The sequence below is a fragment of the Paracoccus sanguinis genome, from assembly GCF_012689545.1.
Classification (GTDB): domain Bacteria; phylum Pseudomonadota; class Alphaproteobacteria; order Rhodobacterales; family Rhodobacteraceae; genus Paracoccus; species Paracoccus panacisoli.
Window position 1 is genome coordinate 2495914 of sequence record NZ_CP051542.1, and the last position, 21019, is coordinate 2516932.

20 protein-coding genes and 2 pseudogenes are annotated in these 21019 nt (G+C 72.0%); 18 read left to right on the plus strand and 4 right to left on the minus strand.

Translation table 11 applies throughout. The features are described from left to right. Positions 1-168: 168 nt before the first annotated feature. From HGN31_RS11885 to HGN31_RS16335, 3 genes are all read left to right on the plus strand, one after another. A complete protein-coding gene (locus HGN31_RS11885; protein WP_168783322.1) occupies positions 169-1836 on the plus strand; it encodes a leucyl aminopeptidase in 1668 nt (555 codons plus the stop codon). 4 nt (positions 1837-1840) lie between these two features. Then, positions 1841-2287 carry a DNA polymerase III subunit chi gene (locus HGN31_RS11890; protein WP_168783323.1) on the plus strand — a complete coding sequence of 149 codons (447 nt, stop codon included), beginning with the start codon at positions 1841-1843 and terminating at the stop codon, positions 2285-2287. Positions 2288-2424: 137 nt separating this feature from the next. Continuing rightward, the gene (locus HGN31_RS16335; protein ID WP_211096295.1) at positions 2425-2811 is read left to right on the plus strand and encodes a DUF6525 family protein; all 387 of its coding nucleotides are present in this window, start codon (positions 2425-2427) and stop codon (positions 2809-2811) included. Here the strand turns inward: HGN31_RS16335 and HGN31_RS11900 are convergent. Beyond that, a complete protein-coding gene (locus HGN31_RS11900) occupies positions 2751-3326 on the minus strand; it encodes a retropepsin-like aspartic protease family protein (protein WP_036710207.1) in 576 nt (191 codons plus the stop codon). The genes HGN31_RS16335 and HGN31_RS11900 overlap by 61 nt on opposite strands. A gap of 270 nt (positions 3327-3596) precedes the next feature. Between HGN31_RS11900 and HGN31_RS16545 the strand changes: the two are divergent. The 5 genes and pseudogenes from HGN31_RS16545 to HGN31_RS11925 all read left to right on the plus strand — a co-directional run. Next, a pseudogene (locus HGN31_RS16545) lies at positions 3597-3758 on the plus strand (twin-arginine translocase TatA/TatE family subunit); the annotation flags it as partial. 226 nt (positions 3759-3984) lie between these two features. Beyond that, complete coding sequence (gene tatB / locus HGN31_RS11910; protein ID WP_168783324.1) at positions 3985-4626, plus strand: Sec-independent protein translocase protein TatB; 642 nt, start codon at positions 3985-3987, stop codon at positions 4624-4626. Between the two features lie 3 nt (positions 4627-4629). Beyond that, complete coding sequence (gene tatC, locus HGN31_RS11915; RefSeq protein WP_168783325.1) at positions 4630-5481, plus strand: twin-arginine translocase subunit TatC; 852 nt, start codon at positions 4630-4632, stop codon at positions 5479-5481. Continuing rightward, positions 5471-6313, plus strand: coding sequence for an ATP-binding protein (locus HGN31_RS11920; protein ID WP_168783326.1), 843 nt, complete (start codon positions 5471-5473; stop codon positions 6311-6313). Before tatC ends, HGN31_RS11920 begins: the two co-directional genes overlap by 11 nt. 139 nt (positions 6314-6452) lie before the next feature. Then, the gene (locus HGN31_RS11925; RefSeq protein WP_168783327.1) at positions 6453-7814 is read left to right on the plus strand and encodes a FliM/FliN family flagellar motor C-terminal domain-containing protein; all 1362 of its coding nucleotides are present in this window, start codon (positions 6453-6455) and stop codon (positions 7812-7814) included. 897 nt (positions 7815-8711) lie between these two features. Here HGN31_RS11925 and HGN31_RS11930 read toward each other — a convergent pair. From HGN31_RS11930 to tldD, 3 genes and pseudogenes are all read right to left on the minus strand, one after another. Beyond that, positions 8712-8966: a DprA-like winged helix domain-containing protein gene (locus tag HGN31_RS11930; protein ID WP_168783930.1), complete on the minus strand. Its 255-nt coding sequence runs from the start codon at positions 8964-8966 to the stop codon at positions 8712-8714. Between the two features lie 342 nt (positions 8967-9308). Continuing rightward, a pseudogene (gene dprA, locus HGN31_RS11935) lies at positions 9309-10217 on the minus strand (DNA-processing protein DprA); the annotation flags it as partial. 100 nt (positions 10218-10317) lie between these two features. Beyond that, positions 10318-11736 carry a metalloprotease TldD gene (gene tldD, locus HGN31_RS11940; RefSeq protein ID WP_168783328.1) on the minus strand — a complete coding sequence of 473 codons (1419 nt, stop codon included), beginning with the start codon at positions 11734-11736 and terminating at the stop codon, positions 10318-10320. 240 nt (positions 11737-11976) lie between these two features. Between tldD and coxB the strand changes: the two genes are divergently transcribed. The 10 genes from coxB (at position 11977) to HGN31_RS11990 (ending at position 21009) form a co-directional block, all read left to right on the plus strand. Further along, entirely contained in the window at positions 11977-12807 is an 831-nt protein-coding gene (gene coxB, locus HGN31_RS11945; RefSeq protein ID WP_244961220.1) for a cytochrome c oxidase subunit II, read from the plus strand. A 4-nt stretch (positions 12808-12811) separates the two neighbouring features. Continuing rightward, positions 12812-13759: a heme o synthase gene (gene cyoE / locus HGN31_RS11950; protein WP_425325320.1), complete on the plus strand. Its 948-nt coding sequence runs from the start codon at positions 12812-12814 to the stop codon at positions 13757-13759. Next, a complete protein-coding gene (locus HGN31_RS11955) occupies positions 13759-14061 on the plus strand; it encodes a hypothetical protein (protein WP_168783331.1) in 303 nt (100 codons plus the stop codon). Before cyoE ends, HGN31_RS11955 begins: the two co-directional genes overlap by 1 nt. 71 nt (positions 14062-14132) lie before the next feature. Further along, the gene (locus HGN31_RS11960; RefSeq protein ID WP_231572826.1) at positions 14133-14654 is read left to right on the plus strand and encodes a cytochrome c oxidase assembly protein; all 522 of its coding nucleotides are present in this window, start codon (positions 14133-14135) and stop codon (positions 14652-14654) included. Between the two features lie 87 nt (positions 14655-14741). Next, positions 14742-15560, plus strand: coding sequence for a cytochrome c oxidase subunit 3 (locus HGN31_RS11965; RefSeq protein ID WP_036703875.1), 819 nt, complete (start codon positions 14742-14744; stop codon positions 15558-15560). A gap of 81 nt (positions 15561-15641) precedes the next feature. After that, complete coding sequence (locus HGN31_RS11970) at positions 15642-16322, plus strand: SURF1 family protein (RefSeq protein WP_168783332.1); 681 nt, start codon at positions 15642-15644, stop codon at positions 16320-16322. Continuing rightward, the gene (gene thrC / locus HGN31_RS11975) at positions 16322-17713 is read left to right on the plus strand and encodes a threonine synthase (RefSeq protein WP_168783333.1); all 1392 of its coding nucleotides are present in this window, start codon (positions 16322-16324) and stop codon (positions 17711-17713) included. Before HGN31_RS11970 ends, thrC begins: the two co-directional genes overlap by 1 nt. A gap of 53 nt (positions 17714-17766) precedes the next feature. Further along, on the plus strand, positions 17767-18975 hold the full coding sequence (locus HGN31_RS11980) for a M16 family metallopeptidase (RefSeq protein ID WP_244961222.1): 1209 nt from the start codon (positions 17767-17769) through the stop codon (positions 18973-18975). After that, complete coding sequence (locus tag HGN31_RS11985; protein WP_168783335.1) at positions 18975-19559, plus strand: GNAT family N-acetyltransferase; 585 nt, start codon at positions 18975-18977, stop codon at positions 19557-19559. Before HGN31_RS11980 ends, HGN31_RS11985 begins: the two co-directional genes overlap by 1 nt. A 52-nt stretch (positions 19560-19611) precedes the next feature. Next, positions 19612-21009: an FAD-binding oxidoreductase gene (locus HGN31_RS11990; RefSeq protein ID WP_168783336.1), complete on the plus strand. Its 1398-nt coding sequence runs from the start codon at positions 19612-19614 to the stop codon at positions 21007-21009. Positions 21010-21019: the final 10 nt, after the last annotated feature.

Genomic DNA, 21019 nt, shown 5'->3' on the forward strand with positions numbered 1-21019 from the left:
TGGGGGGAAAGGGCTCGGTTGGGTGATACAGCCGCGTGCCGGGCCGGGAAAGCCGTTGGTGCAGGATGGGCGGATGGCGGCCGGGGGGGCGGGCACCCGCCGGCTCTGGCCAACCGCCCGGCGCGGGGCTAGGCTCGCCCGCGCTCCCCAATCGAAGGCCTGTCCGTGATGACCCATCCCGTCGAAATCCGCTTCATGCCGGCCGCCGGGGCCGATCTCTCCACCCGCGGCGGACGGGTCGTCCTGCTCGTGGACGAGCGCGGCCAGCCGCCCAAGGGCCTCGCCCCGGCGCTGCGGCGCGGGATCGCCCGGGCGCTCGGGTCGAAGGCCTGGTCCGAGGTCAAGCCGGGCGCGGCGATGGACCTTGCCTTCCCGGCCGGGATGGAGGCCGACGCGGTGCAGCTCGTGCACCTGCCGCGCAAGGCCGACGCGGCGACGGCCCGCAAGGCGGGCGCCGCGATCGGCGCGCGGATGGGCAAGGGCGAGGTCACGGTGGTCGCCACGGGTCTCGCCTCCGGGCAAGACCGGATCGCCGACCTCGCGCTCGGGATCGCGCTCAGGGGCTATGATTTCTCGGTCTACAAGTCGCGCCCGGCGCGTGAGGACGACTCCGCGACCGACGCGCCGAAACCCGGCGGCAAGGCCGGGCGCAAGGGCGCGGCCGCGGCCGACGCCCCGGCCGAGATCCCGCAGTCGGTGACCCACGGCGCCGCGGAGGACGCGCGCCTGGCCGACGGTGGCGCCGATGCGCCCGCGCCTGCAGCCCCCGCCGACCCGGCCCCGGCGCCCGAGCCGGACAAGGCCCGCGTCACCCTGCTCTGCGACGACCCCGAGGCCGCGGCCCGCGCCGCCGCCGATGGCGCGGCGCTGGCCGAAGGGGTGTTCTTCACCCGCGATCTCGTCAACGAACCGGCCAACGTGCTGACCACCAGCGACTTCGCCGACCGCCTGCTCGCCATGCGCGAACTCGGGCTCGAGGTCGAGGTGCTCGACGAGGACCAGCTCGCCGAACTCGGGATGCGGGCGCTGCTCGGGGTGGGGCAGGGGTCCGAAAGCCCCTCGAAGGTCGTGGTGATGCGCTGGCAGGGCGGCGGCGAGGCCGCGCCGCTGGCGCTGGTCGGCAAGGGCGTCGTCTTCGACACCGGCGGCATCTCGATCAAGCCCGCGCAGGGGATGGAGGAAATGACGATGGACATGGGCGGCGCGGGCGTCGTCGCGGGGGTGATGCGCACCCTCGCGCTGCGCCGGGCCAAGGCCAATGTCGTCGGCCTCGTCGGGCTGGTCGAGAACATGCCCGACGGCCGCGCCCAGCGGCCGGGCGACATCGTGCGCTCGATGAAGGGTGACACGATCGAGGTCATCAACACCGACGCCGAGGGCCGGCTCGTGCTCGCCGACGTGCTCTGGTACGCGCAGGAGCGGTTCGCCCCCGCGGCGGTCGTGAACCTCGCCACCCTGACCGGCGCGGTCATCATCGCGCTGGGGCACGAGAACGCCGGGCTCTTTTCCAACGACGACGGGCTGGCCGCGGACCTGCTGGCCGCCGCCGGGGCCGAGGGCGAGGGGCTGTGGCGGCTGCCGCTGTCGCCGGCCTATGACGAGCTGATCAAGTCGCGGCTGGCCGACATCAAGAACACCGGCGGCCGCCCGGCGGGGTCGATCACCGCGGCGCAGTTCCTGCAGCGGTTCATCCGCAAGGGGATGCCGTGGGCGCATCTCGACATCGCCGGGGTGGCGCTGCCGCCGGGCGAGACTCCGCTGGCGCCCAAGGGCGCGACGGGGTGGGGGGTGATGACGCTCGACCGGCTGGTGCGGGACCGCTTCGAGGCGAAGTGACCGGGTGGGCAGCGCGCTCTTCTATCACCTGACCCGCTCGGCCGCCGAGCAGCTTCTGCCGGTGCTGATCGGCAAGTCGCGGGCGGCGGGCTGGCGGGTCGAGCTGCGCGGCACCGACGCGGGCCGCATGGCGCGGCTGGACGAGGCGCTGTGGCAGGGCGAGGGGTTCCTGCCGCACGGGCTCGCCGGCGGGCCGCACGACGCGCTGCAGCCGGTGCTGCTGACGGTGGCGGGCGGGGCGTCCGCGGGGGCGGCCTGCCTGATCGCGCTCGACGGGGCGGCGGTCGAGGCGGCGGAGTGCGGCCCGGCCGAACGGGTGTGCATCGTCTTCGACGGCAACGATCCGGCCGCGCTTGAGCAGGCGCGGGGCCAGTGGCGGGCCCTGACCGGGGCCGGGGTCGCGGCGGAATACTGGTCCGAGGAGGACGGCCGCTGGGCGCGCAAGCGCTGAGGCTCGGGCGGGGCGTTTGTGCTGGCGGGCCGGGCAGGGGACGGAGCGGCGGTGAACCCATCGGTGACTTGCAGGAGAGGGTGGACCGCGTCTGATCGCTGTGTGATATGTTATACTATCACGAAACGACCGACGCCATGCCGCCGCCCCGATCCAACCTCGGCCAGACCCCGTTCCGCGGCCGCCACCGCGCTGCCGATGCGATGCGCCACTATGATGCGCTGCCCGCGGCGCTGCGGCGCTGGCTTGCGGAGGCGGTGCTGCCGTGGTCGCCCGCCTCGTGCCTGCGCATCTGGCGCAAGGCCAAGGCGCGGGGCGAGGCGGAGGCGGTGATCCTTTCGCGGCTCGACGCCTGCGAACGCCGGATGCTCATTCAGATCCCCGCCGATCCCGCCGTGAGCCGGTCCCACGGCCAGCTCGGGGTCCAACCCCGCCGGCCTGCGCCGCGAGCGGCCACGCCCGCTCAGCGCTCGAGCACCAGCCTGTCGCCCTCGAACCCGACGCGAGCGAAGCGCCGCAGATAGTCCATGCCCATCAGCGAGCGGTCGATCTCGCCGCCGATCACCATCGCGGTCACGCCGTGATCCTCGATCTCGCCGATCCGCACGCTCTCAAGCCGCACCGTCGCCGTGGGCACGATGCCGTTCGCCGTCTGCGCCTGCCCCGCAAAGGCCAGCCGGTCGGCGTCGATCCCGGCGCGCCCCGCGTCGCGCAGGCTCAGCGCCAGGGACGAGGCGCCGGTGTCCACGACGAAGCGCACCGGGGCGCCGTTGATCTCGGCGGTCAGGTGGAAATGCCCGTCGCTGCCGAGCGGCACCTCGATCCGCCCGCCGTCCAGCACCTCCTGCCGCGGCATCACGTCGCGGCTTATGTCGTCCCAGAGCCCGGCGGCGGCGATCAGGCCGACGAAGATCAGCCCCCAGGCAAGGATCCCGCGCGAGGTGCTGCCCGCATCGCGGCGGAACTCGACGAACAGGAAACCGCCGACCGCGACGAGCAGCAGCGCGAGATAGGCGAAGCGGGCGAGGTCGGGGCTCATCGGGCAACTCGCGGCAGGACACGGGGCGGAAAGGGGCGGGACGGGGCGCGGCGCGCCGTGCAGCCAATCTGGGGTCTGCGCCCCGGTTTTGCCAGCGTTCCGCGCCGCTTGCCGGGGGCGGACCCCCGGCAAGCGGCCCCCTCCGCTCACCCAGCGTTGAGGCCTGCGGGGCGATTCAGACCTTTCGGACGCCGTCCCGTCCGCTTATATCCGCAAGAGCGGCCGCGCGCGCCGCAGCGGGCCCACGCCCGACTAAACCGGAGAGAGACGATGCACGCACCTTCCCCCATGGCGCTTCTGCTGATCGCCATCGTCGTCCTGGTCCTGTTCGGCCGGGGCAAGGTTTCCTCGCTGATGGGCGAGGTCGGCAAGGGCATCACCGCCTTCAAACGCGGGGTCCGTGACGGCGCCGACGAGGTCGAGCGCACCGTGGACACCGCCACCGACCGCGCCGCGATCCGCGCCGACCGCAGCGCCGACGATCTCGAGGCCGCCGCCGCCAAGGCCCGCGCCGAAGCCGACCGCATCCAGGCCGAAGCCGATGCCGCCCGCGCCCGCCGCGCCGCCGAGCTGCGCGACGTGACGCCGCGCGACGCCGACCGCCTGTAACTGCACGCAAAAGCGGGTCGGCCGCGCCGACCGGGGCTGGGTTCGCATCATGTTGGACGTTGGCTGGACCGAACTGCTGCTGATCGGCGTCGTGGCGCTGATCGTGATCGGTCCCAAGGACCTGCCGGTGATGTTCCACTCGCTCGGGCGCATCACGGCCCGCGCCCGTGGCATGGCGCGCGAGTTCTCGTCGGCGATGGAGGACGCGGCCAAGGCCTCGGGCATCCACGAGGCGACGCGCGAGATATCCGACCTCAAGAAGATGGCCTCGCCGCGCGGTCTGGGTCTGGACGCGCTGACCCGCGCCGCGGACAAGTTCGAGAAATGGGACCCGCTCGAGCCGGTGCGCGACGCCACCTCGGCGGTACCTGACCCGGCCGCGCCCCCCCCTGCGGCTCCGGCTGCGACGACTTCGACCTCGGCTGCCTCGGCATCTGCCGCGACTTCGGCCAGCCCGGCGACGTCCGCGACCCCCTCCGCGTCCTCCGCAACGGGCTCCCCGCGCCCGGCCAGCGCCGCGCCCGGCAGCACCGTCTCGGGCCTCGGCCTCGGCCTGCCCGATCCCGCACCCGATGCCCCTCCGGCGCCGTCGGCCGTGGCGACCGCCTCGGCCGCCTCGGGCGCCCCCGAACCCGCACACCAGCCCGGCGCGCGCCGGCTTCACGCCGTGCGCCGCAGCGACCGGAGCTGACCTTTGGCCCAACGCCCCGACGAGATCGACGACAGCTCGGCCCCGCTGATCGAGCATCTGGCCGAACTGCGCACCCGCCTGATCTGGTCGGTCCTGGCCTTCGTCGTGGCCGCGATCCTGTGCTATTTCATCTGGCAGCCGGTCTTCAACTTCCTGACCCAGCCGATCTGCGGCGCGCTGGCCAAGCGCGGGCAGGAGTGCGGGCTGATCATGCTCAAGGTGCAGGAAGGCTTCTTCCTCGCCATGCAGATCGCCATGTTCGGCGGCTTCATCCTCGCCTTCCCGGTGATCGCCTACCAGCTGTGGCGCTTCATCGCGCCGGGGCTCTATCGGTCCGAGAAGCAGGCGTTCCTGCCGTTCCTGATCGCCTCGCCGATCATGTTCGTGCTGGGCGCGTCGTTTGCGTATTTCATCATCCTGCCCTGGGCCTTCGACTTCTTCCTCGGGTTCCAGAGCGGACCGCTGCGCCTGCCCGACGACCCCAAGGTGCCGGTGCCGGCCGATCCCAAGATGGCCGGGATCGTGTTCCAGGGCTCGATCAGCGAATACCTGTCGCTGACCACCAAGTTCATCCTCGCCTTCGGTCTGTCGTTCCAGCTGCCCGTGGCGCTGACGCTGATGGGCAAGGCGGGGCTGGTCTCTGCGGCCGGTCTGGGCGCGATGCGTCGCTATGCGGTGGTGACGATCCTCGTCCTTGCCGCGATGGTGACGCCGCCCGACGTGGTCAGCCAGATCGTGCTCTTCACGGTGATCTACGGGCTTTACGAGGTCGCCATCCAGCTCGTGAAGCGGATCGAGACGAGGCGCGAGGCCGAGCTGCGCGCCGAAGGGTTGTGGGTCGAGGATGACGACTGATCCCGCGCTCGAGCGGATTGCCGACGCGCTCGACCGGCTCGCCCCGCCGCCCGCCCCGCCGCCGAGCTTCGCCGAGGCCGACGCCTATGTCTGGCACACCGCCCCCGACCGGCTCGAGCCGGTCGCGCGGGTGAACCGGGTGCCGCTCGACCAGCTCGTGGCGATCGACCGGGCCCGCGACACGCTGCTCGCCAACACCTTGCAGTTCGCCCGCGGCCACGCCGCCAACAACGCGCTGCTGTGGGGCGCGCGCGGGATGGGAAAATCGAGCCTCGTCAAGGCGGTGCACGCCGAAGCCGTGGCGCAGGGCCTGCCGCTGGTGCTGGTCGAGATCGCCCGCGATGATCTCGATTCGGTCGGCCGGCTGCTCGGGATGCTGGGCGCGTCCGACCGCCGCTTCCTGCTCTTCGCCGACGATCTGTCGTTCTCGCACGACGACGCGCAGTACAAGTCGCTCAAGGCGGTGCTGGACGGGGGCCTCGCCGGGCGCCCGCCGAACGTGGTCCTCTATGCGACCTCGAACCGCCGCCACCTGATGCCCCGCGACATGATCGACAACGAGCGCGCGAGCGCCATCCACCCCGGCGAGGCGGTGGAGGAGAAGGTGTCGCTCTCGGATCGCTTCGGGCTGTGGCTCGGATTCCATCCCTGCGGGCAGGACGAGTTCCTGGCGATGATCGACGGCTATTGCGCCGCCTACGGGCTGGCCGTGGACCCCGAGGTGCTGCGCGCCGAGGCCATCGAGTGGCAGGCGACGCGCGGCGCCCGCTCGGGCCGGGTGGCATGGCAGTTCTTCACCGATCTCGCCGGGCGGCACGGGCTGGCGATCTAACCTCTGCCCTCGGGGCTGGGCCGCGGTAACCGCTTGGCAAGGTTTCCCTGTCAGTCTGACCCCGGAACCTCAGCGATTCGGGCAGGGCATGGCAGCGGCAGGGCAGAGTTTGACGGCGGGACAGCCCCCCGGCGGATCGGTGCTGCGGCGCGCCCTCGCCGCGCGCCGGGCCGTGCGGGGCAAGGGGGCGAGCGCTCCCGAGGCCGACCCGCCCCGGATCGTCGCGGGGCCGCGCCCGCCGGACCGCGCCGTGGCCGCCGCCATCGCCCGCGCCGCTGACCGCATCCACGGGCTGGCGGTGTTCTTCGACAAGGTGACGACCGGCCATGCCGAGTTGGCCGAGATCCCCGAGTTGCTGCCCGAGCAGCCGCTGATCTCGGTGGTCGAGGGGCCGGGCGACCGGCTCGGCGCGGTGGCCATGGACAGCGGGCTGCTGACCTCGTTGATCGAGATGCAGGCGCTGGGGCGCGTCTCGGCCCGCCGCGCCGTCGCCCGCCGCCCGACCCGCACCGACGGGGCGATCTGCGCCGATTTCGTCAGCGCCTGTCTTGCCGAGCTCGAGGCCGAACTGGCCGGCCAGCCGGGGTTCGATGGCGTCGCGGGGTTCCGCTACGCCCGTTTCCTCGACGACCCCCGCCCCCTCGCGCTGATGCTGGAGGAGACGTCGTATCGGCTCGTCTCGGTCACCCTGCGCGCCGGCGAGGCGGGCGAGCGCGACGGGACGCTGCTGCTCATCCTGCCCCACGCCCCGCCGCGCGCCACTGCGCCCGCGCCCACCGCGGACGCTCCGACGGCGAGCGCGCCGCCGGCCCCCGCCCGCGGCCCCCTGGCCGAGGCCGTGCGGCAGGCCCCGATCGAGCTGACCGGCGTGCTCTGCCGCCGCCAGATCACGCTTGGCGAGCTGCGCGCCCTCGGCCCCGGCGACCGCATCGCGCTGCCGCCGGGGGTGCTCGAACAGGCGACCCTCGAGACCGCCGCAGGTCAGGTGGTCTTCCGCGGCCGCCTCGGCGCCCTCGGCGGCCACCACGCGCTGCGCCTGCGCCACGGCGACGTGCGGCCGGGTGCGGGGGCGGGTGCTGCGGGGGCGGAGGGGCACGGCGGAAGCGAGGCGTCCCGGGCGGGCATCGGCCTGTCGGGCGGCCCGGCGGCTGCCTTCGGGGCGGAGAGCGGGGGCGGTGTGGGATGGTCCGCAGAGGGCGCAGGCGCTGGCGATGCCGACGACTGGGTTGCCGATGCTGGGGGCGTTTTCAGCGTGATGCTTGGGCAATCGGCGGAAGCGGGGTGGGCCGGACAAGGCGGTGTTCCTGACGGCGCAGACGGCGTTCTCCCCGTGCTCGCGGCTGAGTTGCCGATCCCGGACCTCGACGCGCCCGATCCGTTTCGTCCCGTCGTGGGCGCTTCGGACGGCCTGAGTTGGAGCGCTCAGGACAAGACGCGCGACAGGGACACGACCGACGGAACGTGGCCAAGCGCCGCGCCGCCGTCGGTGTCGATTGGTTGAGGGTATTGCGAGGCAGGGGCGGGGCGCCGTGCCTTACCTGGTCCAGCTCGGGTCGGGTGACGGCGCCCATCTGACCAAGAACCGTGCGTGTCGTTGGTGTCCACGACTTCATCGCGCCACAGCTGGCAGAGACGGTGAGTGAGCGCGGCAAAATACCCCGACCGACGGCACGCCAAATCTGCCCGCGGCGATCGCGGGCTGGATCCGCCGGCGCCACGGCTTAGACCAGGGCTCCGAGCGGATTCGTGCGCTGAACGGGACCCGAGAGGAAGTGGGTAGGTGAGGCCAACGAGATTTCTGCATTAGGCGGTGGTGTGGTCTGACTTACATCACTTTGACGCGCTCTACGCGGTGCTCCAGCAACGGCTGGTCGCGGCGCTAGCCGTTGCGGGCTCTGCTGGACTGCCGGATGCCGCCAGGTTTCTGGTCGAGACCGCGGTCATGTCGCTGGTGGCGGCGGCGCCGTTCGGCACGCTGCTGGTGCCGGGGAGCGCGCGGGACATCTCGCGCGCCATCCTGAACAGGGTGTCGCTTGGCGTGCTGTTCGCTCGCTCTCGAAGGGCTTGGCCCGATGCATGGGCTCCACCGCTTTCGCCGTGGTGGAGGCCGCCAGTTGCGGCTGTGTCCGCCAGCTTCGGCATTATCGATGCCCTGTTTTCGCCCATGGCAGGGGCATACCTATCAACGGCCTGCTTCAGAGCCCCACACCGTCACCCCGCTATCGCCCACGTCCACCGCCTATCCCTCACGCCTATCCCAGACTGTCCCGCGACCCGGGTTCCCGGCCGGCCAGCTCTTTCTGGCTCAACACGGGCGATCCAACGTCGGTGGAGCGCACCGATCCCGGTGAGCATCTACCGCTAGGCAAACCCTGACCCCGACAACCAGAAGCGTGGCTCAGTCGAGCAGGGCAACTCGGCTGCCGGGCATGCGCACCAGCCGACCGTCCAGCTCGAGTTCGAGTAGCAGGGGGGCCAGCCGGGCCGCGGGGACGGACAGCAAGCGGATGAGGCTGTCCTCGTCGGTCGGCGATGGGCCGAGGAGGTTGATGAGGCGCTCCTTCAGCGTGGTTTCAGAGTCCTCGCCAATCTCGCGGGGCCCGCCGCCGAGAGCGGAGGGGTGGGGGGTCTTGAACGGCGGCGGGGTGCTCATCCATTGCGACTGGGGCCTACTCGCCCTCGCGCCCGTTGCTGACGCATCTCGATCGACGGCGCTCGGCTCTCCGTACGCGGCCGCCGAGGCTTGAGTGCTTGGTTCGCCCGCGTGATCATGTCCTTTCGCGCTTCGCGCAGTAGGTTGCGATATAGCCGATCGCGGCGCCGCTTTGGCCGACTCGGCGGGTTGGCCTGACGGACGGGCCGAGCGGGACCGGCCCGCCGACGCGCCGCCCTCGCGGGACTGTCCCGCCCCAGCGCCGCCCTCACGGGACCGTCCCCCCTCACCACAGCCCTCGCCGGCCGCATCCTCCCCACCCGCACCACCGCCAACCCCGCCCCGCCCCGCCCCCGCCTCAAAACCCACCGCGGCCAGCACATCCTCCGCGCTGCGCACCAGCGTCGCGCCGTCGCGGATCAGGGCGTTGCAGCCGCCGGCGCGAGCGTCGAGGGGGTGGCCGGGGACGGCCATCACCTCGCGCCCCTGCTCGGCCGCGCAGCGCGCGGTGATGAGGGTGCCGGAGCGGTGCGCGGCCTCGACCACCACCACGCCGGCGCAGAGGCCCGAGACGATCCGGTTCCGGGTCGGGAAATGCCGCGCCACCGGCTCGAGCCCCGGCGGCTGCTCAGAGATCAGGCAGCCGGTGGCCCGGATGCGCTCGGCCAGGGCGCGGTTCTCGGCCGGGTAGATGCGGTCGATGCCGCCGGCCAGCACGGCGATGGTGCCGGCGGCGCAGCTCGCCTCGTGCGCGGCGGTGTCGACGCCGCGCGCCAGGCCGGCGGTGACGCCGATCCCGGCCTCGGAGAGCGCCAGCGCCAGCCCGCGCGCCATCCGCAGCCCCAGCGACGAGGCGTTGCGCGCCCCCACCACCGCGATCAGCGGGCGGGCGAGCGCGCTGACCTCGCCCTGCACCCAGAGCGCGGGAGGGGCGTCGGGAATCTCGCGCAAAAGCGGGGGGTAGCGGGGGTCAGCGAGGGTGATCAGCTCGGCCCCGAGGCGGCGGCCGGCGGTGATCTCGGCAGCGGCGACGCCCTCTGGGCAGGGGGCGTAGCCCTCAATCCCCGCGGCGGCGGCGATGTCGGGCAGCGCGGCAAGCGCGGCGGCCGCGCTGCCGTGGTCGGCGATCAGCCGGTGAAAGGTTGCCGGTCCGACCCGGCGCGAGCGGATGAGGCGAAGCACGGAGAGATCGTCTTCCCTCGTGGTGGGTGGGGTGTGGGGGGGAGCGAAGGAAACCGATCGCACAACCATCCCGAGCCTCGCCTCATCCTGCGAGGACTCATCGCACGGAAGGGTTAACGGATGGTTAGCGGCACACGGCCCGGCGCGAAAAATCCGCCCGCGCGCCGCGTCAGGCCGCCGAGCCGCCCACGGTCAGCCCGCCGATCAGCAGCGTCGGCTGGCCCACGCCGACCGGCACCCACTGGCCCTGCTTGCCGCAGTTGCCGACCCCGGGGTCGAGCGCCAGGTCGTTGCCGATCGCGCGGACGTGCTTGAGCGCGGTGGCCCCGTCGCCGATCAGCGTGGCGCCGCGAATCGGTTCCTGCACCTCGCCGCCGCGGACGCGGTAGGCCTCGGTGCAGGAGAACACGAACTTGCCGTTGGTGATGTCCACCTGCCCGCCGCCGAAGCCCACCGCATAGATGCCGTCCGTGAGGTCCGACACGATCGCCGCCGGGTCATCGGTCCCCGGCTCCATCATGGTGTTGGTCATCCGCGGCATCGGCGCATGGGCGTGGCTTTCGCGCCGGCCGTTGCCGGTGGGCGCGACCCCCATCAGCCGGGCGTTCTGCCGGTCCTGCAGGTAGCCGACGAGGATTCCGTCCTCGATCAGCACGTTGCGCTGCGGGGGCGTCCCCTCGTCGTCGACGGTGATCGAGCCGCGGCGGTCGGGCAGGGTGCCGTCGTCGACCACGGTCACGCCGGGCGCCGCCACCCGCTGGCCCATCAGCCCGGCAAAGGCCGAGGCGCCCTTGCGGTTGAAGTCGCCCTCGAGCCCGTGGCCCACCGCCTCGTGCAGCAGGATCCCCGGCCAGCCCGGCCCCAGCACCACGTCCATCACCCCGGCCGGGGCGGGGACCGAGCGCAGGTTGACCTCGGCAATCCGCAGCGCCTCGCGCACGAGCCCCTGCCAGTGCGCGGGCGCAAGCAGCAGGCCGAGCGCGTGCCGCCCGCCGCCGCCGGCGGTGCCGGTCTCGCGCCGGGTGTTCGATTCGAGGATCACCGAGACGTTCAGCCGCGCCATCGGCCGGATGTCGGTCACGATCCCGCCCTCGGGGCGCAGGATCGCCACCTCTTGCAGCGAGGACGCCATCGAGGCCGACACCTGCACCACCCGCGGGTCGAGGTCGCGGGCAAAGGCGTCGATCTCGCGCAGCAGCGCCACACGGTCGGCGAAGGCGATTCCCTCGACCGGGTCGATCCCGGCATAGAGCGCGGGGCCGGGGCCGGCGGGCGCCGAGCTCAGCACATGGCCGCCCGCACCCACGGCCAGGCGCGCGGTCGCCGCGGCATCCTGCAGCGCGGCCAGCGAAATCTCGGTGGAATGGGCGAAGCCCGTGACCTCGCCCCGCACGGCGCGCAGGCCGAACCCCTGGCTCGCGTCGTAGCCCGCGTTGCGCAGCCGCCCGTCGTCGTAGACCAGCGCCTCGCCGCGGACGCGTTCGAGGAACAGTTCGCCGTCGTCGGCCCCCGCCACCGCCTCGCGCAGGATGGCGAGTGCGCGGTCGGGATCGAGCAGGTCATGGAAGGGGGCGAAGGGCGCGGTCATCGGGCGACGGAGGTAAGGGTTTTCTCGTTCCGAGTCGATAGCTAGGCTTGCCGGGTGCAAGCAGATATGGTTGTGACAGGACTGCCGATGCGCTGCGACCAGAGGCCGCAGACGCGGCGGGGGACGCGGCCGCGCGGGCGGCGAGGGACAGTGAACGGGAAACGAAGAATGGCAAACTGGGCAACGGGCCGGATCACGGCGGCGCTGACGGCCGCGGGTGCAGTCGCGGCGCAACTCGCGATGGCCGGCACGGCGGCGGCGCAGGACGTGCTGGGGGACCTGCCGGTGATCGGCAAGCCGCTCGCGGGCGGGATGAACTTCCAGCCGGCGTCGAGCCCGCTTGCGCACGACCAGCAGTGGCTGGACCACTTCGTGCTGATGATCATCACCGTGATCACGATCTTCGTCTGCGCCCTGCTCGTCTGGTGCATCGTCCGGTTCAACCGCCGCGCCAACCCGGTGCCCGCGCGTTTCACCCACAACACCCCGGTCGAGGTGCTGTGGACGCTCGTCCCGGTGCTGATCCTGCTGACCATCGGCATCTTCTCGCTGCCCGCGCTGTTCCGCTCGCAAGAGATGCCGGCCAACCCCGATCTCGTCATCAAGGCGATCGGGCACCAGTGGTACTGGTCCTATGAATATCCCAACGACGCCATCGCCTTCGACGCGCTGATGCTGGCGCGCGAGGAGCTCGCCGACCACGGCTACGCCGAGGACGAATACCTGCTCGCCACCGACAACGCCGTGGTGGTGCCGGTCGGCAAGACCGTGCTGATGCAGGTGACGGCGACCGACGTGATCCACTCGTGGACGGTCCCCGCCTTCGCGGTCAAGCAGGACGCCGTGCCGGGCCGGATCGCCCAGCTGTGGTTCTCGGCCGACAAGGAAGGCATCTACTTCGGCCAGTGCTCGGAGCTCTGCGGGATCAACCACGCCTACATGCCGATCGTGGTGAAGGCCGTCAGCCAGGAGAAGTATGACGCCTGGATGGCCGAGGCCAAGACCACCATGGCCGCCGACGCCGGCGCCGCGCTGCCCCCGCAGCCGGTCCGCGTGGCGCAGGTCGACTGAGCCGGTGACCGACGTTCGGGCATACGAGGGCGCCGCGGCGCCCGCCACGGCCGCCTCCGGCGCGCCCGAGGCCAAGTTCGGCGACTATGTCGCTCTGCTCAAGCCACGGGTCATGTCGCTGGTGGTGTTCACCGCCTTCGTGGGGCTGTTCGTGGCCCCCGTCCACGTCGATCCGTTCATCGGCTTCTGCGCGGTGCTGTTCATCGCGCTGGGCGGCGGGGCGTCGGGCGCGCTCAACATGTGGTATGACGCCGACATCGACGCGGTGATGCACCGCACCCGCAAGCGGCCGATCCCGGCCGGGCGGGTCGGGCGCGACGAGGCGCTGGGCGTCGGGCTGTTCCTGTCGGGCCTCGCCGTGGTGATGCTCGGGCTGGCCGCCAACTGGTTTGCCGCGGCGTTCCTGGCCTTCACCATCTTCTTCTATGCCGTCGTCTACACGATGTGGCTCAAGCGCTCGACGCCGCAGAACATCGTCATCGGCGGTGCCGCGGGGGCGTTCCCGCCGATGATCGGCTGGGCCTGCGCGACCGGCGGCATCGGGATCGAATCGCTGCTGATGTTCGCGCTGGTGTTCTTCTGGACCCCGCCGCATTTCTGGGCGCTCGCGCTGTTCATGAAGGAAGATTATCACGCCGCGGGCGTGCCGATGCTGACCGTGACCCACGGCCGGCAGGCGACGCGGCGCCACATCTTCGGCTATACGCTGGTGCTGGCCGGCTTCGCGCTGGCGCTGGGGCTGACCTCGATCGGCGGGCCGATCTACCTTGCCACCGCGCTGGTGCTGAACGCGCTCTTCATCCGCGGCGGCTGGATCATCCTGCGCCGCAGCGAAGAGGAGGCGACCGCGGACCACTATCGCGCCGAGAAGTCGTTCTTCCGGCTGTCGCTCATCTACCTCTTCGCGCATTTCGCGGCGCTGGCCGTGCAGGCGATCGTGGGGACATGGTGATGGCGCTGCATCCCGAACACGAGCTGCACCGCCGCCGCAGCGGCCGGAACGTCGGGCTTGCCCTCGTGCTGGTGGCGTTCGTGGCGCTGGTGTTCGGGCTGTCGATCGCCAAGATCAAGCAGGGCGACCTGATGCAGGCCTTCGACCACCGCCCGCGCGCCACCGCGCTGCCGGCCGAGCCGGGGTTCACCGGCGGCGGCCCGGCCGCCAACCCCGTGGCCGCGCCGGGCACCCCGGCCGCCGCGCTGCCGAACGCCCGCGTCCCCGCCGCCCCCGCCGCAACGCCCGAGGTGAAGCCGTGACCGCGCCCGAATCCCCCCGCAAGCCTGACAACGCCCGGCTGGTCCGCCGGCTGGTGGCGGTCGTCGTGGTGATGGGCGCGCTGTCCTGGGCGGCGGTGCCGTTCTATTCCTGGTTCTGCCAGGTGACGGGTTTCGCCGGCACCACCCAGGTCGCCACCAAGGGCGCCGACCGGGTGCTGGACGACATGGTGACCGTCCGCTTCGACGCCAACGTGATGCCGAACCTCGGCTGGACCTTCCGGCCCATGCAGACCGAGATGAAGGTCCGCATCGGCGAGACCTCGATGGCCTTCTACGAGGCCGTGAACACCTCGGACGAGACCGTCACCGGCACGGCGAGCTACAACGTCAGCCCCGACGCCGCCGGCTATTTCTTCGAAAAGATCGCCTGCTTCTGCTTCACCGAGCAGACGCTGGCGCCCGGCGAGCGGATCGAGATGCCGCTGACCTTCTTCGTCAGCCCCGACATGGTCGACGACCGCGACGCCGGCCGCATCCGCGACATCACGCTCAGCTACACCTTCTTCCGCTCGGACGCGCAGAAATCGGCCAGGGCCGACGTCGCCGCGCCTCCGGCCACCGCCCAGAACTGAACCACCCAGAACTGACCTGCCCAGAACTGAACCGCCTTCGCCTGAACCACGCCTGATCTGAACGACACCCCGGGGAGAGCCGACGACATGGCCCACGCCAAGAACCACGACTACCACATCCTGCCGCCCTCGGTCTGGCCGTTCTTCGGCGCCATCGGTGCCTTCGTCATGCTGTCGGGGGCGGTGTTCTGGATGAAGGGCATGAGCCACCTGGGCCTGCCCGCCTGGACGCAGTTCGCCATCGGCCTGCTCATGGTGCTCTACACCATGTACGGCTGGTGGGCGGACGTGGCGCACGAGGGCAACACCGGCGACCACACCCCGGTCGTCCAGATCGGCCTGCGCTACGGCGTGATCCTGTTCATCATCTCGGAGGTGATGTTCTTCGCCGCCTGGTTCTGGGCGTTCTTCAAGAACGCGCTCTACCCGATGGGCGAGATGAGCCCGATCAAGGACGGCGTCTGGCCGCCCGAGGGCGTCGTGACCTTCGACCCCTGGCACCTGCCGCTGATCAACACCCTGATCCTGCTGCTCTCGGGCGTCGCCGTGACCTGGGCGCACCACGCCCTCGTGCACGAGAACGACCGCAAGACCGCGCTGCGCGGCACCGTCGTCGCGGTGATCCTGGGGATCTGCTTCACCCTGCTGCAGGCCTATGAATACAGCCACGCGCAGTTCGACCTCGCCGGCAACGTCTATGGCGGCGTGTTCTTCATGGCGACCGGCTTCCACGGGTTCCACGTCATCATCGGGACGATCTTCCTGGCCGTCTGCGCGATCCGCTTCGCCCGCGGCGAGATGGACTCGGAAAACCACATCGGGTTCGAGGCCGCTGCCTGGTACTGGCACTTCGTCGACGTGGTCTGGCTGTTCCTGTTCGCCTCGATCTACGTCTGGGGCCGCTGAGCCCGCATCCGCAAGACCCCACGGCGCGCGGGCCCAGCCCCCGCGCGCCGTTGCCTTTGCCGCCACCCGGACCCTGAGCCCATGCGCCGCTGGCTGCTGCCCCTGATCCTCGGTCTGATCGTGACCGGCGTGCTCGCCAGCCTCGGGGTCTGGCAGATGCAGCGCATGGCCTGGAAGAACGACCAGCTCGCCACCATCCAGCGGGGGATCGAGCAGACGCCGGTGCCGCTGCCGGCCGCCGTGGACCCGTCGATGAAATACCGCCCCGTCTATGTGGACGGCACCACCACGGGCGAGGAAATCCTCGTGCTGTCGGGCACCCGCGACCTCGGCGGCGGCTACAACGTCGTCTCGGCGTTCCAGACCGCGGACGGCCGGCGGATCATGGTGGACCGCGGCTTCATCCCGCAGGACGACCGCAAAAAGCCCCGCCCGCCGGTGGCGCTGACGGTGGCCGGCAACCTGCACTGGCCCGACGAGAAGGGCTCGGCCACGCCCGAGCCGGACCTCAAGGCCGGGATCTGGTTCGCGCGCGAGGTGCCGCGCATGGCCGCGCATCTGGGGACCGAGCCGGTGCTGATCGTGGCCGCCGCCGTGCGCGGCGACGCGCAGGGGGTGATGCCCATGCCGCTCGACATCACCGAGATTCCGAACAACCACCTGAGCTACGCGATCCAGTGGTTTTCCTTTGCCGCGATCTGTCTCGGGATGACAATCGCGCTGGTCTGGCGTATCCGGCGCCCGATAACCCGAGGGGACTGATGCGCTATATCTCCACCCGCGGGCAGGCCCCCGCCTTGCCCTTTGCCGAGACCATGCTGACCGGGCTCGCCCGCGACGGCGGCCTCTATGTCCCCGAGACGGTGCCCACGATGGACGCCGCCGCCATCGCCGCGCTCGAGGGGGTGAGCTACGAGGAGGCCGCCTTCCGCATCGTCCAGCCCTTCGTTGCGGAAAGCTTTTCCGAAACCGAACTGCGCGAGGCGATCCGCCGCGCCTATCAGGGCTTCGGCCATGCCGCCCGCGCGCCCTTGGTGCAACTCGCCCCCGGCCATCACCTGCTCGAGCTGTTCCACGGGCCGACGCTGGCCTTCAAGGACTTCGCCATGCAGCTGATCGGGCAGCTGTTCCAGATCGCGCTGGCGCGCGAGGGGCGGCGGATCACCATCGTCGGCGCGACCTCGGGCGACACCGGCTCGGCCGCGATCGAGGCGTTCCGCGGCCTGCCCAACGTGGACGTGTTCATCCTCTACCCGCACGGCCGCGTCAGCGCAGTGCAGCGGCGGCAGATGACCACGCCCGACGATGCCAACGTCCATGCGCTGGCCATCGACGGCACCTTCGACGACGCGCAGGCGCGGCTGAAGGACCTGTTCAACGACCACGACTTCCGCGACGGCGTGGGGCTCGCCGGCGTCAACTCGATCAACTGGGCGCGGGTGCTGGCGCAGGTCGTCTATTACTTCACCGCCGCGGTCAGCCTCGGCGCGCCGCACCGCAAGGTCAGCTTCACCGTGCCGACCGGCAACTTCGGCGACATCTACGCGGGCTCGATCGCCCGCGCGATGGGCCTGCCGGTCGAGCGGCTGGTGGTGGCCACGAACCAGAACGACATCCTGAACCGCGCGCTCACCTCGGGCGACTATCGCGTCGGCCGGGTCGAGCCGTCTATCTCGCCCTCGATGGACATCCAGGTCAGTTCCAACTTCGAGCGCGCGCTCTTCGGCGCCTATGACGGCGACGGGGCGGCGGTGGCGCAGCTCATGGCCGAGCTGTCCGGGCAGGGCGGCTTCGCCATCAGCCAGGGCGCGCGCGAGCATCTGGCCGAGATCTACGACTCGGGCCGGGTGTCCGAGCCCGAGACGCTCGCCACCATCGCCCGCGTCCGGGCCGAGACGGGCGAGATCGTCTGCCCCCACACCGCCGTAGGCATCAAGGTCGCCGACGATCACCGCGTGGACGGCACGCCCATGATCACGCTCGCCACCGCTCACCCGGCCAAGTTCCCCGACGCGGTCGAGCAGGCGATCGGCCTCAGGCCCCCGCTGCCGCCGCACATGGCGCGGCTGATGGACCTGCCCGAGCGGGTCACCCGGGTTGAAAACGACAACGCCGCACTTAAGTCGCTGATCCTTGAACGGAGAACGGCTTGAGCGACATTCGCATCACCACCCTGACCAACGGTCTTCGCATCGCCACCCGCCGGATGGAGGGGCTGCACTCGGCCTCGGTCGGCGTCTGGGTCACCGCCGGCGGGCGCGACGAGCGCGCCGAGCAGAACGGCATCGCCCATTTCCTCGAGCACATGGCCTTCAAGGGCACCGCCCGGCGGACGGCCCTGCAGATTGCCGAGGCGATCGAGGACGTGGGCGGCTACATCAACGCCTATACCTCGCGCGACACCACCGCCTATTACGCCCGCGTGCTGGCCGGCGACGTGCCGCTGGCTCTCGACGTGCTGGGCGACATCGTGCTGAACCCGGCCTTCGACGGGCGCGAGATCGAGGTCGAGCGCGGGGTGATCCTGCAAGAGATCGGCCAGAGCCTCGACACGCCCGACGACGTGATCTTCGACTGGCTGCAAGAGGCCGCCTATCCCGGGCAGGCGATGGGCCGCACCATCCTCGGCCCGGCCGAGCGGGTCTCGGGCTTCTCGCGCGACGACCTCGCGGGGTTCGTGCGCGAGCATTACGGCCCCGGCCAGATGATCGTGGCCGCCGCGGGCGCGGTCGATCACGACACGCTGGCCCGTCAGGCCGAGGAGATCTTCGGCCACCTCGCCCCCGTCACCGATCCGGGGCGCGAGCCGGCCCGCTGGCAGGGCACCGAGGCGCGGCGCGTCAAGCGGCTTGAGCAGGCGCATTTCGCGCTGGCGTTCGAGGGGCCGGGCTACCTCGCCCCCGACTTCTACGCGGCGCAGATCTGGACCTCGGCGCTGGGGGGCGGCATGTCCTCGCGCCTGTTCCAGCGCATCCGCGAGGAACGCGGGCTCTGCTACACGATCTTCGCCCAGTCCGGGTTCCACGACGACACCGGCATGGTGACCGTCTACGCCGGCACCTCGGGCGAGCAGTTGGCCGACCTCGCGCATCTGACCATCGACGAGATCCGCCGCTCGGCCGACGAGATGACCGAGGCCGAGGTCGCGCGCGCCAAGGCCCAGCTCAAGGCCGGGCTGCTGATGGGGCTGGAAAGCCCCTCGGGGCAGGCCGAGCGCATCGCCCGGGCGCTGGCGATCTGGGGCCGGGTGCCGGATGCCGAAGAGGTGGCGCAGCGCATCGATGCGGTGACCGCCGCCGAGGTCCGCAACCACGCGGCCGGGCTCATCGCCGCCGCCCGCCCGGCGCTGGCGCTCTATGGCCCCGTGCGCCGCGGCCCCTCGCGCGAGGCGCTGGCCGAGCGGCTCGCCGCCTGATGTTCCTGCGCCGCAGCCCCGCGCCGCGGCTCGAGACCGAACGGCTGGTGCTGCGCCTGCCCGCGCACGGCGATTTCCCGGCGTGGTCGCGGCTGCGGGCCGAAAGCCGCAGCTTCCTCACCCCGTGGGAGCCGGCGTGGCACGAGGGGCACCTGTCGCGCCGCGCCTTCGTCAACCGCGTCTACTGGGCCGCGCGCGCCAGCCGCGGCGGCACCGCGCTGCCGCTGTTCCTCGTCCGCCACGACGGCGCGCTGGTCGGCGCCGTCACGCTCGACAACATCCGCCGCGGCCCGGCGCAGATGGGGACGCTCGGTTACTGGGTCGGGGCCCCCTTCGCGCGCCAGGGCTACATGCGCGAGGCGCTGGCGGCGGTGGTGGGCCACGCCTTCGGCACGCTGGACCTGAGCCGGATCGAGGCCGCCTGCCTGCCCGAGAACGCCGCGAGCCGCGGGCTGCTCGAACACTCGGGCTTCAAGTATGAGGGCGTGGCGCAGTCCTATCTGCAGATCAACGGGCGCTGGCGGAATCACGTCCTCTACGCCAACCTGCGCGGCGACCGGCGCGGTAGGACCGAGGTCCGTTAGGGGCCGAGCGCGCTGCCCCGGACGATGGCCGGGAGATTTGGGCAGGGAAGACATGACGCGAGAGCCCGCCGACGACCGCCTGGCCGCGACCCTGCCCCCGGGGGTGCTGCGCCCGGTCGAGGACCGCTATCTCGACGACCCGCGCGGGCGCTATCTCGGCCGCGGCGGGCTGGTCGCCGCGCCCCGCTCGGTCGAGGAGGTCGCGGCCGTGGTCCGCGCCTGCGCCGCCGCCCGCGTCGGCATCGTGCCGCGCGGCGGCGGGACCGGGCTCGTCGGCGGCTCGGTCATGCCGGACGGACCCGCGCCCCTGATCCTGTCGCTCGAACGCATGGCCGCCGTCCGCGCCGTCTGGCCGGCCGAGGATGTGCTGGTGGCCGAGGCCGGCCTGACCCTCGCCGCGGTGCAGGAGGCCGCGCGCGCCGCCGGGCGGATGTTCCCGCTGGCGCTGGCGAGCCAGGGGACGGCGCAGCTGGGCGGCGTGCTGGCCGCCAACGCCGGCGGCACGGCCGTCTTGCGCTGGGGCAATGCCCGCGCGCTGTGTCTGGGGATCGAGGCGGTGCTGCCGGACGGGTCGATCCTGCACGACCTCAAGCGGCTGAGGAAGGACAACACCGGCTACGCCCTGCGCGACCTGCTGATCGGCGCCGAGGGCACGCTGGGGATCATCACCGCCGCGAGCCTGCGGCTGGCGCCGGTGCCCGCCGGCGTCGCGACCGCCATGCTTGCCGTCCCCGGCCCGGAGGAGGCGCTGCAGCTGCTGGCGCTGGCGCAGGCGCGGCTCAGCGGCTGCGTCACCGCGTTCGAGCTGATCGCGGGGCAGGGGCTCGCCTTCCTCGCCGAGGTGCTGCCCGCCATCCGCCAGCCGCTGCCCGGCGCGCCGTGGTCGGTGCTGCTGGAACTGTCGCTGCCGCAGGGCCTCGACCCGGATGCGGCGCTCGAGGGGCTGCTCGCGGACGCGATGGAGGCCGGGCTCGTCACCGACGGCGCGCTGGCCCAGACCGGCGCGCAGGCGGCCGAGTTCTGGTCCCTGCGCGAGCATCTGCCCGAGGCCAACCGGCGGATCGGCGCGATCTCGTCGCACGACATCAGCCTGCCGCTGTCCGAGATCCCGCGGTTCCTCGACGATGCCGGCGCCATGCTGGCCGCGATGGGCGAAATGCGGATCAACGCTTTCGGCCATCTCGGCGACGGCAACCTGCATTACAACGTCTTTCCCGCCCCCGGCCGCCGGCGCGAGGACTACGACGCGCTGCGCCCCCGCATTCAGGAGGCCGTCCACGCGATGGTCGTCGCGCGCGAGGGCTCGTTCTCGGCCGAGCACGGGGTCGGCCGCCTCAAGACCGCCGATCTGGCGCGCTGGGGCGATCCGGCCCGGCTGGCGGCGATGCGGGCGATCAAGGCGGCGCTCGACCCGCTGGGGATCATGAACCCCGGCGCGGTGCTGGGTTGAACCGGGGCGC